The organism is Vibrio sp. Vb1554 (assembly GCF_033344235.1).
On record NZ_JAWPOJ010000004.1, the window covers coordinates 197,284 to 213,337 of the forward strand.

Here is a 16,054-nt window from a genome sequence, read left to right on the forward strand (position 1 = left end):
TCCGAATTTTAAGGTATTTCGTTTCTTTTCCATCCAATTTTTGAGAATTTAAGGTTATTTTGCATTAGCATCGTGTTAATCTTGTCGCCCTTCATGGGTGATAGATTGCATAATGGTTCTTCTGTCATTTTTGTGGTTGTCTGCGACAGGAATATATATGTCATTACGAGCGAAGCTTATTTGGCCTCTTCTGGTCTTTTTAACGGCTATCTTTGTTATCTCAAAAGGTTACACCTCGTATACTGTATACCAATCGTCTAAGCATGAACTGGTCGAGCAGACAAGAAAGTTGATTAACAACGTTTCTTTCTCAATTAAAGATGCGCTGACGACAAAGGACAAGCAAAAAGCTCAAACTATTCTCGCCAACTTTTTAAACCAGCCAAATGTAACGCGGGTCAAACTTTATGACCAAGATGACCAACCATTCGCTGTTATGGAGATAAGTGGGGCACTAGCACCCGTTCCCAGTCAAACCGAAAGAAGTAGGTTGCACGCTCTAGGCTATGCCTTATCAACCAAATTTCTTTATGTTCTAGAGCCGATTATCCATGATGGCTATGTCATTGGTAGCATTAGAGTCACGCTTTCTCATCGTCCAATCGTAGAAGCCATGCAATCTTTACTTCAAGATAGCGCTTTACTTCTTCTGTTTCTGATCGCTGGTGGCACTGTTTTTTACATAAGTATCGAGAGGCTTGTTCTCAAGCCCGTGATGGAACTCAACCGCGTAATAGAGAATGTGACACACGGACGAAACACGGAAAATCAAGCTCGCTATTACGCCAAGGATGAAATTGGAGACCTCGCGCGCTCTTTCAATCAAATGATGAATAGGTTAACAGTACGTGAGAAGCAGCGGCAACATTCGCTAGACACACTAGAACAAAAGCGCGCATTTTCAGAAGAGGTTATCGAATCTGTTCAGCATGCATTAGTTATTACCGACAATTCCGGACGTGTTATTCATTGTAATACGGCGACCCAGCAAATATTTCAAAAAAAATTAGATGAACTTAAATATGCCAATATTCGTGATCTAATTAAAACCAAAACACCGAATGAGCTGAGTCAGATCCTGAGTCGAGGCCTAGAGTGCGATGATATTCACCTCAAAAATGCAGATAACGAACAGCAGTTGAGCCTAACCAGTCGTCGCCTCTCGACACATGAATACTTACTGTTTTCGATTCAAGATATCACCGAAATTGAAGAAGCCATAAACCGGCAACGTGTTGCGGGGCGTGTTTTTGAAAGCAGCCAAGATGGTCTCATTGTTCTTAATCATCGCGGTGTCATTACGATGGCAAACCCTGCCGTCACTAAGTTAGTCGGCTTAGAGGTGGATCAGCTTATTGGGAAATCATTCATCCAAACGCTAAAGTGGCGCAAGTTACAGGAAATGATGCCTAGTATCATCGAGTCGATAGAAAATTATGGCGTTTGGCAAGGTGAAGTTATCGAGAAGAACCATATTGGTCAGTTTGTACCGATGTTTGCTCGAGTCAATCGTATCGTTAAGTGTGAAGACTATGGTTTCTATGATCTGGTTATTGTTCTTACCGACCTTTCCGGCGCAAAAGAGATGGAACGATTGGAGCATTTAGCTCATCACGATGCTTTAACGGGGTTAGCCAATCGATCTAAGTTCCATTTAGAGTTGGAACAACTAGTACAACGCTCTGGATACTTGCGTGACGAATTTGCAGTTTTGTACCTCGATCTGGATGGATTTAAAGAAGTTAACGATACCTACGGTCATGATGCAGGTGATGAAGTTTTGAAAAAAGTTTCCGAGCGTCTAACATCTGCGACGAGACATAGTGATTTAATCGCAAGACTTTCTGGTGATGAATTTGTCATGTTGGTAAATCCCGCCAATCAAAAAGTGGTCACCCGAATAGCAGAACAGTTGCTCGAGAGCATATGTGCTCCAATTGAGTACAAAGGTCACTTACTCAAAGTTGGCGTTAGTATCGGCGTAAAATTAGTCGGCGTAAATGAGCGCGATGCTACTCGAGTTTTAAAAAGTGCGGATACGGCAATGTATCAAGCAAAGAAAGCCGGAAAAGGCCAAGCAATATTAATGGGATGCGAATTACAAGAGACAGTTTAAATCGTAACGTCAAAGCTTTAAACTAACTCAATTCGCGTCAGAAGGAATAATAAAATGAAAGTACTCGTTACGGGTGGTATGGGCTATATCGGTAGTCATACGTGTATTCAAATGATCGAAGCTGGCATGACGCCAGTGATTCTAGACAACCTGTACAACAGTAAATCTACGGTATTAGATCGAATTGAAAAGGTATGTGGTGTAAAGCCAACCTTCATTAAAGCCGATATCAGAGATAAATTGGCGATGGTAGAAGCACTAAAGTCGCACAATATTGAAGCTGTTATCCATTTTGCAGGTTTAAAGGCCGTCGGTGAGTCTGTAGCAAAACCTTTAGAGTATTACGACAACAACGTTAATGGCACTTTAGTATTGGTTGATGCAATGCGTGAAGCCGGAGTTAAATCGTTGGTATTTAGTTCATCAGCGACTGTATATGGTGATCCTGCATCTGTACCCATCACAGAGGACTTTCCAACTAGCGCAACTAACCCATATGGGCGCAGCAAATTAATGGTAGAAGAGTGTTTAACCGACTTCCAAAATGCGAACCCTGACTGGAGCATTACACTTCTTCGTTACTTTAACCCGGTAGGTTCACATCCAACAGGCGAGCTAGGTGAAGATCCTCAAGGTATTCCAAACAACTTAATGCCGTTTGTTTCTCAAGTTGCGGTAGGGCGCAGAGAGTTCCTTTCTGTGTTTGGTAGTGATTATCCGACCAAAGATGGCACAGGCGTACGTGATTATATTCATGTAATGGACTTATCTGATGGTCACGTTGCTGCATTAGAAAAAGTAGGTAGCAAAGCTGGCCTTCATATCTATAACCTCGGTACTGGTAACGGCTACAGTGTACTGGACATGGTGAAAGCATTTGAAGCCGCAAGTGGTAAAGATGTCCCATACCAACTTGTTGAGCGTCGTCCAGGTGATATTGCAGAGTGTTGGGCGGATCCATCAAAAGCGATGAATGAGTTAGGTTGGAAAGCAACTCGCACTCTAGAAGAAATGACTGGCGATACATGGCGCTGGCAGTCTACTAACCCTCAAGGTTATCCAGATGCCTAATCTTTAATTTACATAATAGTAACAAAAAGGCGCGTGATTGCGTCTTTTTTGATCCAAATCGGAAAAAATCGTAAATTACTGGTTAAAAGGTAGCAAGTATATATAGAGCTGTTAAACTATGCCCGACTCTTAATTTGGGTTATAAATTTTCTCATAGCTATTGGGGTAGTTCATGGAACTCGGTCTGATCATCACTTTCATCATTGCAGCAGCAGTAATGGTGAAAAAAGAGATGGCAAAACAGTAAACTTTCATTTTTCATACTTTTCTTTACATTTTTGAAATGAAAGCCATAAAAAAAGCCAGCATTACGCTGGCTTTTGTGTTTTTAAGGTTTAGAACTCGTATTTAACACTAATGTTATAATTACGCTCAGCTTGCGTTTTGTCTCGACTTAACTCAGTCTTACCGCGAACATCGTTCCAAAGATGGTATTCTTCATTCGTTAGATTCATAACACCAGCACGAATGGTTATATCTTTCATTGGTTTGTAGTACGCCGTTAAGTCAACGACTGTCGCAGACGGCAAAGCAACTTGGTCTTTGATTCCGCCTTTATCACCATCAGAGTTGATATCACTGTTCGATTTCTTAGCCGTGTAGTTTACTTTTAGGCTTGTCCCCCAAAGTGCATTTGGTGAATCGTAATTTACAGCAGCTACGGCATTCCATGGGTTTACACTGTTCAAAGGATTACCATCACCATCTTCACCTTCTGTGTATGCTGCAACAAAGCGAGTTGTCATGCCTGATGGAAGACCAGCAATGGCATGCCAATCAAGACGGTTAGAGAGCTCAACCCCTTTAATGTTTGCTTCACTAATATTGATATTTGTGAATTCAGTTAAGCCACCATTGTTTGATGACGTTTGCTCAATAAAGTCACTGTAATCACTGTAGTAGAACGCTACTTCAGTTGCCGACGCTGCAGTGTTATGACGGTAACCAAGCTCATAAGACAAACTCTTTTCAGATCCCAAATTTGGGTTAGGGCGGTTGGTATAGCCATGAGCCGGATTATCGTAGGTGTAGTAAAGCTCGTCGAACGATGGCGCTCGGAACCCTTGGCTCACTTGCGCGAATATCGTGCCTGGTTGCGATATAGAGTAAGTTGCTCCTAAACGACCAGTTAATGCAGAGTCGCTAAACTTCTCGAATGACTCTTCAGAAGTATTTGAAGGATTAGTAGAGAAGTAATCGTAACGCACACCTGGAGTCAGAATTAGCTTGTCATTAAGAAGCGAAATTTCATCTTGCAAGAATAAACCAAAGCTTTCTTCTTTTGCATCCGGTGTGTAAACGTAAACAGTATCTGGCGTGCCAGGATCGGAATTAAACTCGCGATTGGTATTACTGATGTCACTATGTTTGTACGATATTCCGTAAACAATATAGTGATTTTGAATCTCTTTATCTAACTGAGTTTCGAATTCAAATTTGTCTTCAGTATATTCGTAATCTTTTTTCTGTTGGTTGTCACCACTAGGCGGTACGTAAGGTGGGTAACCAGGGCTAGCTTCGATAAAGCGATTAGAGACGCCGTTTTCTTCTTTACCAATCCATGTAAGCTTGGACGTGATCGTATCCGAGATAGCTGCATCTGCAAACCAAATGTGCTTGAGCCCAATGCGATTTTGCTTGGTTGTGTCTTCAGCGTTGAAGTTTTTGTAACTTTTATGTGCGATCTCTGAGTCAGTCTCGTTGTAAATAACTTCTCCCAAAAACTCCAAGCGATGAGCGTCATTCAATTGAGATTGAAGTTTTACCAATAGATCGTTTTTGTAATAATCTTGGTTGTCCACAGAATAGTTATCGTAAGGCGCCTTAGAGAAATTTTGTAGCTCTGCACCATCACGGCGTGTAAAGGCTATAAGTGCTTCTGTATTACCGAAACGCTTTGCTAAAGCTACATGCTCACTAAAAGAGTTATCTTCCGATGAATAAGAGAGTTTAGCTTGACCACCAAAGTCTTTACCATCTTTGAGGAAATCCTTCGGATCTTTTGTTTCGAATGCGACAACACCGCCAATTGCATCACTACCATGTAGGCTAGAAGCTGCTCCTTTAACAATTTCGACACTCTTTAGCATATCGGGGTCGACAGTAACGGCACTAGAATTGATAAACGAATATGGTCCACCGCTGAATACACCTGGTTGAGATGCACCGTCTACTAAGATTTTAACTCGTTTACCTTCCATCCCGCGAATGTTAATACTTTGGACGCCTTGGCGTTGAGTGCCATTAACAGTAACACCTGGCGTATACTCGAATAGATCATTCAAGTCCTTTACCATGTTTTCTTCGATGTCTTTCTCTGATACAACAGCAACAGAAGCAGCAACAGTGTTTATGGTTTGGTTGGTACGGGTGGCCGACACAACGACTTCTTCAAACTTAGAAGCTTCTTCCGCATAAGCAGTATGGGAAAGGGCAACTAAAATGGAGGCTGACAAAATTGATTTTTTATACATTGGCTTCAATACCTTAGATCCATAATAGGTAACAACACGCGGATATTAATGGATCTAAATGGTAATTACTATCATTACCATTGTCATTTATTGATTTGTATTGAATCTTCTTCTTAGGCTATGAGCATTCCTAGTCTTTAGTTATCAATATGTTATATTATTTGTCGTTAGTTCTTGATAAGTTCATCCAAATACAACGAATGTGATGAATGTCACATTAAGAGAGGCCGTGTGCAGAGTCCAATTACGTTAGAAGCACTCCATATTCTAGATGCTATTGATCGAAGAGGGAGTTTTGCTGCTGCTGCGAATGAGTTAGACAGAGCCCCGTCATCGCTGAGCTATCAAATCCAGAAACTCGAGCAAGACTTAGACATTATTATCTTCGATCGCTCTGGTCACAAAGCCCATTTTACTGAAGCAGGTAAGCTTATTCTTGAAAGAGGAAGAGCCATTTTACAAGCCAGTGAAAAGTTAGTGAACGATGCAACGTTATTGGCGAATGGCTGGGAACTGGATATTACCATTGCCTTCGATGGCATTATTCCTATATCCAACTTTTTCCCGATGGTTGATGCGCTGGCCGAGGTCAGCTCAACTCGAGTCAGGCTGCAAGAGGAGATTCTGGCTGGTAGCTGGGAGTCGTTGAATACGGGGAGAGCTGATTTACTGATTTGCCCATCACTGGATACGCTTCCTCAAGAAGTTAAGTCAGAAAAAATTGGTAAAATGAGTATGTATTGGGTAGCTTCCGCTGATCACTATGTTCACAAGCGTAGTGGTAAGTTTGATGAAGCAGCGCGAGAAAAGTATCGGATTATTGCTATTGCAGATACCGCACGTGAGCAACCCGCGCTCTCAATTAATATCATTCAAAAACAGCCTCGCTTGACCGTCACCAACTTTACGGCAAAAGTAGAAGCGCTCACTGCAGGTTTAGGCATTGGTACATTACCAAGCCAAATTGCGCAACCTCTTATTGATAGTGGTGTATTGAAACGAATCGAAGGCACTGAAGAACAGCCGATGGATATTATTTTGGCATGGCGCCGGAACACTATGGGTGAAGCAAAATCCTGGTGTATTCAGTACCTAAAAAAGAATTGGAAACTAAAGTAACAACGTAACTTTTACTTCTTAAATTCCCATTGATTATCGAATGTAAGAAGTAAAAGTCATCGCTAATGCTGAGCTTTTCAATTTAAAGGGAGCACCATATCTGCCGTACCGTCTGCAAACTGGACATCGATCTCAAACCCCAAGTTCTGAGCCAACATCAACATTCCTCTATTTGTTGGCATGGTCATTCCAGACATTTGCTTTGTGCCTTTAACTTTGCAATAGCTGATTATTTTCTGCATCAGCACTTTGCCTAAACCTTTTCCTTTCAAATCTGAACGAACCAAAATAGCAAACTCAGCGTCACTATTGTCTGGTGTAATCAATGCGCGGGCTACCCCTATGATAGACGGTCCGTCAGTATTAAACGCTACCGCAACAAACGCCATTTCGCGGTCGTAGTCGATTTGAGTAAAGTTTGCCAAAGCCTCATGGTTGAACTCTCCAACTTCAGAAAAGAAACGTTTATAGAGATCTTCTTTCGATACGCTATTAATGAATTGAGCATGCAGCGGTTCATCCTCAGGCAAGATAGGGCGAAGCAGGATAGGTTGGCCATCTCGAAGCGTTACAGTTTCGACAAACTCTGCCGGGAAAGGGCGAATCGCTAGCCGTTTTTGGGCGTCTCCTTCGTATTTACACAGTGTGACATCTGCATCAAGGATAGTTAAATCGCTTCCGGATACCAGCACTGGATGGATATCCAGCCTTTGTATTTCTGGTAACTCAACTGCCATTTGGGAGATACGAACCAAGAACTTCGACAACTCAGTAATATCGAGCGCATCTTTGTGTTTCTGCAGGCGAATCTTTCCAGACTTTAGGGCAACAACGACAAGGTAGCGCGCAAGCGTCATGTTCAAAGGAGGAAGTGCAGCGACGGCATCTTGGGCGATATTCCACTCAGAGCCGCCTTGACCAAGCAAGATCACTGGTCCAAAGACTTTATCTACTGCAATACTAATCCGTAGCTCTTCAGCGCTGCCGAGCTTTGCCATCCCTTGTACCAACAGCCCATGTACATTGGCGGAAGGGTAGCTGAGCTTTACGGTATCTAAAATGGATAGCGCTGCGTTGGAAACTTCTCGACTGTTTCTTAAATTTAGAGCGACACCGTGAACATCCGATTTATGAGGAATGTCTGGAGAACGCAATTTAACCGCAACAGGATATCCAATATTTTCTGCCATATGAACGGCTTCAATGTCGTCAGATGCAATCCACGTAGGCAAAACGTTAAACCCGAACAGCTTAAATAATGGGCTGGTTTGATGCGTATCCAAGGTGACTGTGTTTTTATCCAGTAGTCGTTCGTTTACCCATTCTTTTGCTGAACTCACACTTCCAGAATGTAATGGCTCTGCCGTCGTTGGCGTTTCCATTAGTTGTTTCTGGTTTCGTCTGTATTCGACCAAGTGCATGTATGCTACAACCGCACTTTCAGGTGTTCTATAGGTTGGAATGCCTGCTTGAGTAAAGGCCAGTCGCGCTTCTCTCGACGTTTGTTCTCCTGACCAGTTGGTCAAGATATTAAAATGCTTATGCCGAGGGTGAGATTTGATGGCATTAATAACGACTTGAGCAGTTTCAAGAGGATCAGAAACAGCAGAAGGACTATGCATAATCAATATCGCATCTGCACAGTCGTTATTCATCAGTGCGTTAATGGTATCAATATAGCGTTTTTGGGTTGCGTCACCAGACAGATCAATTGGATTTCGAGCACGCCAGTTGGATGGAAGTACTGCTTGTAATTGCTCAATGGAAGCGTCATCAAGCGTTGCGAGTTGGCCACCACGTTCAATCAAAGTATCAACGGACATAACAGCAGGGCCGCCGCCATTGGTGATGATCGCTAAACGCTCTCCACGAAGTGGCACAGAATGCGTGAGTGTTTCTACCGCGGCAAAAAGCTCATGCGTATTGCTGACTCGTAACATACCAGTTCTGCGAATAGCAGAATCGTAAATTACGTCAAGTGTATCTCCGTCTTGCTGCTCAAAAGTATTCATCTCTTTAGAGCGGCCCGCTTTTAGCACCAATATACGTCGGTTACGTGAAGCGGCGCGCGCAGCAGACATAAATCGGCGAGCGTCTTGGATATTATCAACATAAAGCAGAATAGCTTCAGTGTTTCCATCCATACTCAAATAGTCGAGCAAATCTGCAAAATCGATATCTTGTCCGCGCCCAATCGAAATGAACGAAGAAAAACCAATGTTCTTATCATTTGCCCAGTCTAAAACCGTGGTACAAACCGCCGCGGATTGTGAGATGAAAGCAATTTTTCCGGGTTTAGCTGCAACAGGGGAAAACGTGCAGTTAAAATTGTGCCAAGGAAGGATGATACCTAAGCTGTTTGGGCCTAAGACTCGAATGTTCAATGATGAGATATCTAAAGGATTAGGGTCATCAGAGATAACAATCGCAAACGGTGTGCCTCTCTCATCTAGCTCTTTAAGCAATTGCTCGTTACGTGAAACGTTCGTACACAAAATTGCAATATCTGGCGTATAGGGCAGGGAAGCTACATCAGGGTAAGCGATCACGCCAGATACGGCTTTATATCGCGGCGTTACTGGCATAATCGCGCCACCAAATCCACTTTGTAGAAGGTTGCGCATCACAACATGTCCTGCTCGCAATGCTTTTTGAGATGCCCCAATAACGGCCACAGAGTTGGGTTTAAAGAGTTTATGTAGTTTATTCATGCTGACTCCTGGCCGTTTGTAAGTCACGTTGGCTTCTCGGTTTCATATCAATCATAAACGAATAATTTACTGATAAAACATCTTCAGACCAGACATTGCAGAAAATGTGTACGATGCTTATGGAGTTTGTGTTATTCATCACATCAAAATCACAGATTATTGTATTTGATGCTTGATAAACGGCCCTGCTATCGGCATGATTTATCGTAATATTTATCCAGAGCATTTGTTACTTCATGAAAAAAATCGCAATCATCGGCTTGTCAGTTCTGCTTTCTGCTTGTGCATCTGAAACTTACATCACGGATGTGACCTCAGAAAGTTACCGAGAGGACTACAAATCAGATCGTATCTCTAAACCAATTATGGCGTCTGAAAACGCTGTAGTAGAAAAAGACGTACAACCAACTGTTGTGAAAATGACGGCAAAGTCTGAAGAAAAGAAAGTAGTCAAGCTAACGCCAAAAGAGCAGGCGAAGCCAGTTAAGATCGTACCACCAAGTAAAAAGCAAGCTGGCATTCAACGATTCGGCTATACCATTCAAGTCGCAGCTGTGGGTAGCCAAGCTAAAGTCGATCAGTTTGCAAATAAGCTGCCACAGAACGGTCAGCCAATTTGGGAAAACTACAAAGTTGTAAACGGTACTAAGTGGTTCTCAGTTTTATACGGAGACTACGCAACAAGCGCAGAAGCCAAGCAAGCGATTTCGACTTTGCCAGCTCAATTTCAGCAGTTAAGACCATTTGTTAAAAGCATTGATGCAATCAAAAACTCAGCTTACCCAACGCTTAACAAATTAAATTAACACATCAAATAAGGGAGCGAATAGCTCCCTTATTTATTTGCTCAAATCCTATTCGAACAACATTCCTCACATTAAAATTACTGTACGTCACACTTCAAAGGTTTATCATAATAAATAGTATCTTTTGTAGGTCACGGAAAGATGGATTCATGATTAAAAATATTCTTTTACTATGCGGCGGTGGCTCTTCTGAGCACGAGATTTCATTATTGTCTGCAAACTTTGTCGAACAACAACTAAATCTTATTGAAGACGTTCACGTTACACGCGTAGAAATAAAAAACGAAGGTTGGATGACCAACCAAGGTGAGTTGGTTTACTTGGATCTCAATACCAAGCAGTTGTGCTCAAGTGAATCTAATCAAACCATTGATTTCATCGTGCCTTGTATACATGGTTTTCCTGGCGAAACAGGCGACATTCAATCTCTGTTTGAAATCGCAGGTATTCCTTATCTTGGCTGCGGGCCAGAAGCGAGTAGCAATAGTTTCAATAAAATCACATCTAAGCTTTGGTACGACGCTATTGGCATACCCAATACGCCATACTTATTCTTAACGCGAAACGATGAAGAAGCTCACGTTCAAGCTCATAAAGCCTTTGAAAAGTGGGGAAAAGTTTTTGTTAAAGCCGCTCGCCAAGGTTCTTCCGTTGGCTGTTACAGTGTCACAGAAAAAGACAAGCTTTCTAATGCAGTAAATGATGCTTTTGGGTTTTCTGACCAAGTGTTGGTTGAGAAAGCAGTAAAACCTCGAGAACTTGAAGTTGCTGCATATGAGATGAATGGCCAACTACATATCACTAAGCCAGGCGAGGTCATCGCGCCTGATGGTGCTTTTTACTCGTACGATGAAAAGTACAGCAGTTCAAGTCACTCGCTCACAGAAGTTGAGGCGAAGAATCTAACTCAAATACAATTAGATTCCATCCAACACGCGTCAGAGACGGTATTTAGACAAATGAATCTTCGTCATTTATCTCGTATCGACTTTTTCCTAACGGAAGATGATGAGATTTACTTAAACGAAGTAAACACATTTCCAGGAATGACTCCGATCTCAATGTTCCCTAAAATGCTTCAAAACAACGGGCACAAATTTCATGAGTTCTTGGAAGATTGTATAAACAGTGCAAAGTGATTAACGTTATCGAGACGCGTTTTATGATACAAGTTGTTTTCTAGAGCAAGGATTATTCAAGCCGTATTTGAATATTGCTCAGTAGCAATTATGATTATATCAACGCATTAAACAGATGACTCAGTGGTATGGCGATTTCAAATTATAGAGGTTTTAACCTGCAGTCAGTCGGATCAGATGGCAGTGTTTGGAAGGTTAAAATCAAGAACCACGTTTTACAGGGCAGTTTGACGGCGGTAAAGAAGAGCATTGATTGGTGGTGTGACACCGCATCGATTATTGATCCCAAAGAGTTTGCTTCACTCGGGCAAAGAGTGCAGCAAACTGGTGTTGCAAAATCAGAGGTCTTTAACGGCTATACTATTCAAAACGATACAGGCCAACCTAACTCTTGGTACTGTATGTTTAATGGTAAACTGATTAAGGGCAGTAAAGCCGCTATTCAACGCCATATCGAAGCTTATTTGGTTGCAAAGCAAAAAGCGATGCAAGCTCAACAACAAAAGAAACAATAGAATGACTCTGGTATATTCAACAGAAACCGGTCGAATTAAACCGGAAGAAGAAAAAGTATCTCGCCCTAAAGGCGATGGTGTTGTTCGGATTCAGCGCCAAACGAAAGGCCGTAAAGGTAAAGGCGTATGCATTGTTACAGGTTTAGACTTGGATGATGCACCTTTAAAGTTATTAGCGGCAGAACTCAAAAAAGTCTGTGGCTGTGGTGGCTCTGTAAAAGATGGCAATATCGAGATTCAAGGTGATGCTAGAGACAAGATCAAGGCACATCTTGAAAAGAAAGGCATGACAGTCAAATTAGCCGGTGGCTAATTTAATATTTCCAGTAAACAAAAATGGCGTCTAAAGAAATAGACGCCATTTTTTATAAGTTGCTAATTGAAGAGCAAGCAATCGTAGATTGATAGATCGATATTAGCTATTTTATGGTAAATAACCATTATGTTTAATGCTCACAGTAAGGCCCTTAAATTTAAAATCTGCAGGGGAATAGGAGCATACTCAGACAACATTTGGCGTACGGCGATATACAATTTAACATAATATACATAATGCGAACTTAAGGGTTAGAAGATTATCATTGGTGAAGTCAGTTTAGTTACACCGTATTTGGCTGTTGCTGCTTTGCAAGCCTCATCAGCTGTCTTGTATGGACCGTGAACTTCGATTTCACCACAGCGACAACTTGATAATAACCAGTCATCAACTTTAAAACCGTGTGGCTAATTAAGTTCCTTCATTGTATCTTGGGTTACGTTCAACACAGTACACGTTGGTTCTGCATCTTGCTCATTCAACATGAGTCAACATGGACACGCATTTGCTTAACCCAAACGTGTAAGTACTACATTAGTTTTATAGGAACAAGGAATCTAACAGATGTAAACTCTCTACTTTTCAATCTATACCTAGATCTTTCTTCATATGTTCACTCAACTCGTTAGTGGTTCTTACATTAATCTTATGTTTGCAATGATGGATTCTCAACTCTTCACCAAATAATTTTACTAGTGATTTGGTATACAAAGTACTAATATTATTTATTATTCTATACAATGTATCTTTCTGATAAACACATCTTTTCGAATTTTGTATTGCAGTCTTCATATTTCAATATCCTTACACGTTTAACTTTATAATTTAAAAAATCAATTTCAACTTTTATTATTACTTTTTTCGATATGTAATGAGTCATTATCAATGATGCACAATCAACAATTAAATCACCCGAATCCAACTTAGTAATTTCACGAGACAAATTCTTTATTTTTAAATCTTTATTTTCTATATTTAATCCGATTGAGTTAATTTCTTCAGGATATCGGTTTAACTTAATATCCAATATAGTTTTATTAAGATAGTAGTCTGCCATTATTTCATGGCGGCTTTTAAATATCATTGTCCCCCTCCGATGATGCAAGTTATACTTTCCCACCAGTTAAAAGACAACGTGACTCAGAGTTGCAAAAAGGTAACAATCATGGAATTGATGAACAATGAGCTGATCTGCTTTGCAGCCATTTGTAAACACCTCTCTCTTACAGAGGCATCAAAAGAACTTGGAAAGTCGAAGGCTCAAGTCAGCAGGCAGCTAGCAGCATTAGAAAAACAACTTGGCGTAACACTCGTCCACAGAACAACAAGGAAACTCGTTTTAACTGATCATGGCGAAAGCATTAGAGAGCTTGCTATCAAGACGTTAGAGAGTTTGCACGAGTTAAATTACAGAGCTAGCTCGTTGAGTGAATGCATTGATGGAAAGTTTAAAATCACAATGCCCAACTCTATAGCCTCTTCTATTTTTGGTTCTGTTCTTAAAGACTTAAAAGAACGATATCCAAAAGTTGATTTTGAAATATCGTCAAGTAACAATGTAGAAAATTTATTAGAAAGCAATGTAGATTTAGCGATTAGGCTTAATAATGTTATTGATGACACTCTTATTGCACATAAAATTGGTGATTATAGTGATGTTTTGATATCTAGGATAAGTAATGCCAACAACAAAACACTATTAATCTACAAACATCATTCGAATAAGGAATCAATTAAAAATCAATATACTGATGTTATCGAAGTTGATAACACCTCTATTTTAATAAACTTTGTTTCTGAGGGAGTTGGGGTTGGTGTCATTCCAAACTATCTTATTAAAAGTAACTATATAGACAAAAATATCCGAATATCGCAAACTTTTGATATAGAACGTTCCATGTATATTGCCTACCCTTATCAAAACCCTTTGCCAAGAAAGCTAGCTGAGATATCTACTTTTATTAGGTCTGAGTTATCACAAGTATTGAAGAGTGAGTCATTTTAGGGCGGTTGTTCAGATTTAGAATTTTGCGTTGTCTACGCAACTAGGCCTAACGCTAATCTTTGTAACATATTGTTTCAGCGGTATTTATTAACACCCCCATCTTTATGCTTGCTATCACAATGTGAGATGCTCTGCCGTCTTGTTATCAAGGTTTTGCGTGGAATAAATCACGTGGGGTAAACGATAGATTGACTTACATTAAAATTTTCATCAAAAGCAACTTTGTATAAAATTGATTTCATACCAATCTATGTGTATCTTCTACCCATATCCCCACAATAACCAAGGAGAATGCCATGGATAAGCTACTCGCGTCTGCATTAGAAATTAAGCAGCGAACTATGGTGACTGGCTTTTTTGCTAGAAATGGATTCAAAATCACTATGACCGATTTTGATGATGTCACTTTTGAGCGAGAAGGCGTGCAAGTTAACGTACATTTTGATCTGCAGTCAAACGCGGAGTCTGCATCTGTTTTATCTCATGAGGCATCAATCATTCCTGGCTAAAAACTTTTATTATCACCGATACACCAAGCCGAACATAAACGTTCGGCTTTTTAGTGACAAAAAATGATGAGTGCGAACAAGAGTTGTCGATCACTCGTCTAAATAGACGATTAATAAATCAGCTTCAACTTCGTTCACAACCTTTGGTATCGATGAAAAAAAGCGACTCAATAAGTTGTGATGATGACCACAGACAACTAAATCTATCCCCTCTTTTTTGACGATTCCCGATAGTTTTATATGAAGATCGCCTATTACTACCATGGTCTCGTTTACTGGGTATAAGCATTTATCAGCGAGCTCTTGCAGCCTTCTTTCCAATTCTTGCTCTTCCTTCGCTTCCATGACTATGCGATCAACATCTACGTAAACAAATGAGAGTTTGCTGCTTGAGTTATCTGCTTGCATTATTGCTTTTTCGATAACGGCTTGGCTAGATTGAGATAAGTCGACAGCAACCAAAACGTGCTTATAACCCATCATTCCTCCCTAGGTTAGTTTTTGTTCTCATATTAAGTCTAGTCCACATAGAGCGAACACAACATCAAAACTACTGCTACATGATAGTTAAAGGAGTTTAGTGTAAAACAGGCAAATAGTTTTCATTGCAACCTTGTTGCTTCCTCTCATCCAAAGATCAACGATGTTTTTCCAATTTCTTCTCTAATTATCGGACTATTTAACAGGAAGGATGCCAGAAAACATTACGTTGTAACACGCGTTACTACTCTTGATTTCTACTACTCTTGAGGTTTTATATTACCCACTTCAACGTCGCCTAGTTTAGTAAAACTACTTTAGATTAAGCATGCTCAATATGTAACGCTCCGCTCAAATCCAGGAGACGTATTTCGGCTAAAAAAAGCAGCTCAATAAGATGAATTTCGCTTCATCTATTACATATGTCTGCGAGTGCTTACTGTTTTTATATCGCTTATTTAATAACTCCAGTTGAATTATCGTTATAAGTTACGGTGTCTCTTTTTTCTTTTTTTAGCATAATCTTCCGCCTGAGAACGAGGCTCTCTTGGGTTTTGTAATTAAATTACAAGATCAATCGCGACCAATATGGTTGGCAGATTAAAAGACCGAGGTAAATAATTGATATAATTGAGTTTAATTTATAAGTTCTTTAAAAAATGCCTAATTACCTGCACTGTGTAAGCCAAGGTTAATATGATGAGGTAAAGTTTTACTAACCCGCTATTTAGTTTTAAAGGTAATTGAACAAGATTACAATCATAGAGGTATAGTAAATTTTAGTTACAGCGTA

Annotated in this window: 13 protein-coding genes; 9 read left to right on the forward strand and 4 right to left on the reverse strand. The window is 40.4% G+C overall.

Translation table 11 applies throughout. The features are described from left to right. Nucleotides 1–157: 157 nt before the first annotated feature. The gene (locus R8N28_RS05750; protein WP_065275285.1) at nt 158–2,116 is read left to right on the forward strand and encodes a diguanylate cyclase domain-containing protein; all 1,959 of its coding nucleotides are present in this window, start codon (nt 158–160) and stop codon (nt 2,114–2,116) included. Between the two features lie 54 nt (nt 2,117–2,170). Beyond that, nucleotides 2,171–3,187 (forward strand): UDP-glucose 4-epimerase GalE, encoded by a 1,017-nt coding sequence (gene galE, locus R8N28_RS05755; protein WP_005376309.1) that lies wholly within the window; start codon nt 2,171–2,173, stop codon nt 3,185–3,187. Between the two features lie 335 nt (nt 3,188–3,522). On the opposite strand, the gene R8N28_RS05760 is transcribed toward galE, so the two are convergent. After that, nucleotides 3,523–5,661 carry a TonB-dependent hemoglobin/transferrin/lactoferrin family receptor gene (locus R8N28_RS05760; protein WP_065275286.1) on the reverse strand — a complete coding sequence of 713 codons (2,139 nt, stop codon included), beginning with the start codon at nt 5,659–5,661 and terminating at the stop codon, nt 3,523–3,525. A gap of 231 nt (nt 5,662–5,892) precedes the next feature. On the opposite strand from R8N28_RS05760, the gene R8N28_RS05765 reads away from it, so the two are divergent. Then, nucleotides 5,893–6,780, forward strand: a complete 888-nt coding sequence (locus R8N28_RS05765) for a LysR family transcriptional regulator (RefSeq protein WP_017634152.1) — start codon at nt 5,893–5,895, stop codon at nt 6,778–6,780. Nucleotides 6,781–6,857: 77 nt separating this feature from the next. Here R8N28_RS05765 and R8N28_RS05770 read toward each other — a convergent pair whose 3' ends face one another. Then, complete coding sequence (locus R8N28_RS05770) at nt 6,858–9,491, reverse strand: bifunctional acetate--CoA ligase family protein/GNAT family N-acetyltransferase (RefSeq protein ID WP_065275287.1); 2,634 nt, start codon at nt 9,489–9,491, stop codon at nt 6,858–6,860. A 236-nt stretch (nt 9,492–9,727) separates the two neighbouring features. On the opposite strand from R8N28_RS05770, the gene R8N28_RS05775 reads away from it, so the two are divergent. From R8N28_RS05775 to yciH, 4 genes are all read left to right on the forward strand, one after another. Next, a complete protein-coding gene (locus R8N28_RS05775; RefSeq protein WP_065275288.1) occupies nt 9,728–10,297 on the forward strand; it encodes an SPOR domain-containing protein in 570 nt (189 codons plus the stop codon). A 149-nt stretch (nt 10,298–10,446) separates the two neighbouring features. Further along, nucleotides 10,447–11,436 carry a D-alanine--D-alanine ligase gene (locus R8N28_RS05780; protein WP_065275289.1) on the forward strand — a complete coding sequence of 330 codons (990 nt, stop codon included), beginning with the start codon at nt 10,447–10,449 and terminating at the stop codon, nt 11,434–11,436. A 128-nt stretch (nt 11,437–11,564) separates the two neighbouring features. Then, nucleotides 11,565–11,951 carry a DUF3319 domain-containing protein gene (locus R8N28_RS05785; RefSeq protein WP_005376294.1) on the forward strand — a complete coding sequence of 129 codons (387 nt, stop codon included), beginning with the start codon at nt 11,565–11,567 and terminating at the stop codon, nt 11,949–11,951. A gap of 1 nt (nt 11,952) precedes the next feature. Then, nucleotides 11,953–12,264 carry a stress response translation initiation inhibitor YciH gene (gene yciH / locus R8N28_RS05790; RefSeq protein WP_005376292.1) on the forward strand — a complete coding sequence of 104 codons (312 nt, stop codon included), beginning with the start codon at nt 11,953–11,955 and terminating at the stop codon, nt 12,262–12,264. A gap of 736 nt (nt 12,265–13,000) precedes the next feature. Here the strand turns inward: yciH and R8N28_RS05795 are convergent. Then, nucleotides 13,001–13,351, reverse strand: a complete 351-nt coding sequence (locus tag R8N28_RS05795) for a hypothetical protein (protein WP_065275312.1) — start codon at nt 13,349–13,351, stop codon at nt 13,001–13,003. A gap of 81 nt (nt 13,352–13,432) precedes the next feature. Between R8N28_RS05795 and R8N28_RS05800 the strand changes: the two genes are divergently transcribed. Both R8N28_RS05800 and R8N28_RS05805 read left to right on the forward strand, forming a co-directional pair. Next, the gene (locus tag R8N28_RS05800; RefSeq protein ID WP_065275313.1) at nt 13,433–14,272 is read left to right on the forward strand and encodes a LysR family transcriptional regulator; all 840 of its coding nucleotides are present in this window, start codon (nt 13,433–13,435) and stop codon (nt 14,270–14,272) included. Nucleotides 14,273–14,568: 296 nt separating this feature from the next. Then, nucleotides 14,569–14,781: a hypothetical protein gene (locus tag R8N28_RS05805; protein WP_065275314.1), complete on the forward strand. Its 213-nt coding sequence runs from the start codon at nt 14,569–14,571 to the stop codon at nt 14,779–14,781. 90 nt (nt 14,782–14,871) lie between these two features. Here the strand turns inward: R8N28_RS05805 and R8N28_RS05810 are convergent, their stop codons facing one another. Continuing rightward, a complete protein-coding gene (locus R8N28_RS05810; protein ID WP_017634770.1) occupies nt 14,872–15,261 on the reverse strand; it encodes a universal stress protein in 390 nt (129 codons plus the stop codon). Nucleotides 15,262–16,054 lie beyond the last annotated feature (793 nt).

What these genes read in the sequence shown, in the direction of transcription:
- R8N28_RS05750 (WP_065275285.1), top strand. Translation starts at nt 158, where the DNA reads ATGTCATTACGAGCGAAGCTTATTTGGCCTCTTCTGGTCTTTTTAACG.
- galE (WP_005376309.1), top strand. Translation starts at nt 2,171, where the DNA reads ATGAAAGTACTCGTTACGGGTGGTATGGGCTATATCGGTAGTCATACG.
- R8N28_RS05760 (WP_065275286.1), bottom strand. Translation starts at nt 5,661, where the DNA reads ATGTATAAAAAATCAATTTTGTCAGCCTCCATTTTAGTTGCCCTTTCC.
- R8N28_RS05770 (WP_065275287.1), bottom strand. Translation starts at nt 9,491, where the DNA reads ATGAATAAACTACATAAACTCTTTAAACCCAACTCTGTGGCCGTTATT.
- R8N28_RS05775 (WP_065275288.1), top strand. Translation starts at nt 9,728, where the DNA reads ATGAAAAAAATCGCAATCATCGGCTTGTCAGTTCTGCTTTCTGCTTGT.
- R8N28_RS05780 (WP_065275289.1), top strand. Translation starts at nt 10,447, where the DNA reads ATGATTAAAAATATTCTTTTACTATGCGGCGGTGGCTCTTCTGAGCAC.
- R8N28_RS05785 (WP_005376294.1), top strand. Translation starts at nt 11,565, where the DNA reads ATGGCGATTTCAAATTATAGAGGTTTTAACCTGCAGTCAGTCGGATCA.
- yciH (WP_005376292.1), top strand. Translation starts at nt 11,953, where the DNA reads ATGACTCTGGTATATTCAACAGAAACCGGTCGAATTAAACCGGAAGAA.
- R8N28_RS05795 (WP_065275312.1), bottom strand. Translation starts at nt 13,351, where the DNA reads ATGATATTTAAAAGCCGCCATGAAATAATGGCAGACTACTATCTTAAT.
- R8N28_RS05800 (WP_065275313.1), top strand. Translation starts at nt 13,433, where the DNA reads ATGGAATTGATGAACAATGAGCTGATCTGCTTTGCAGCCATTTGTAAA.
- R8N28_RS05805 (WP_065275314.1), top strand. Translation starts at nt 14,569, where the DNA reads ATGGATAAGCTACTCGCGTCTGCATTAGAAATTAAGCAGCGAACTATG.
- R8N28_RS05810 (WP_017634770.1), bottom strand. Translation starts at nt 15,261, where the DNA reads ATGGGTTATAAGCACGTTTTGGTTGCTGTCGACTTATCTCAATCTAGC.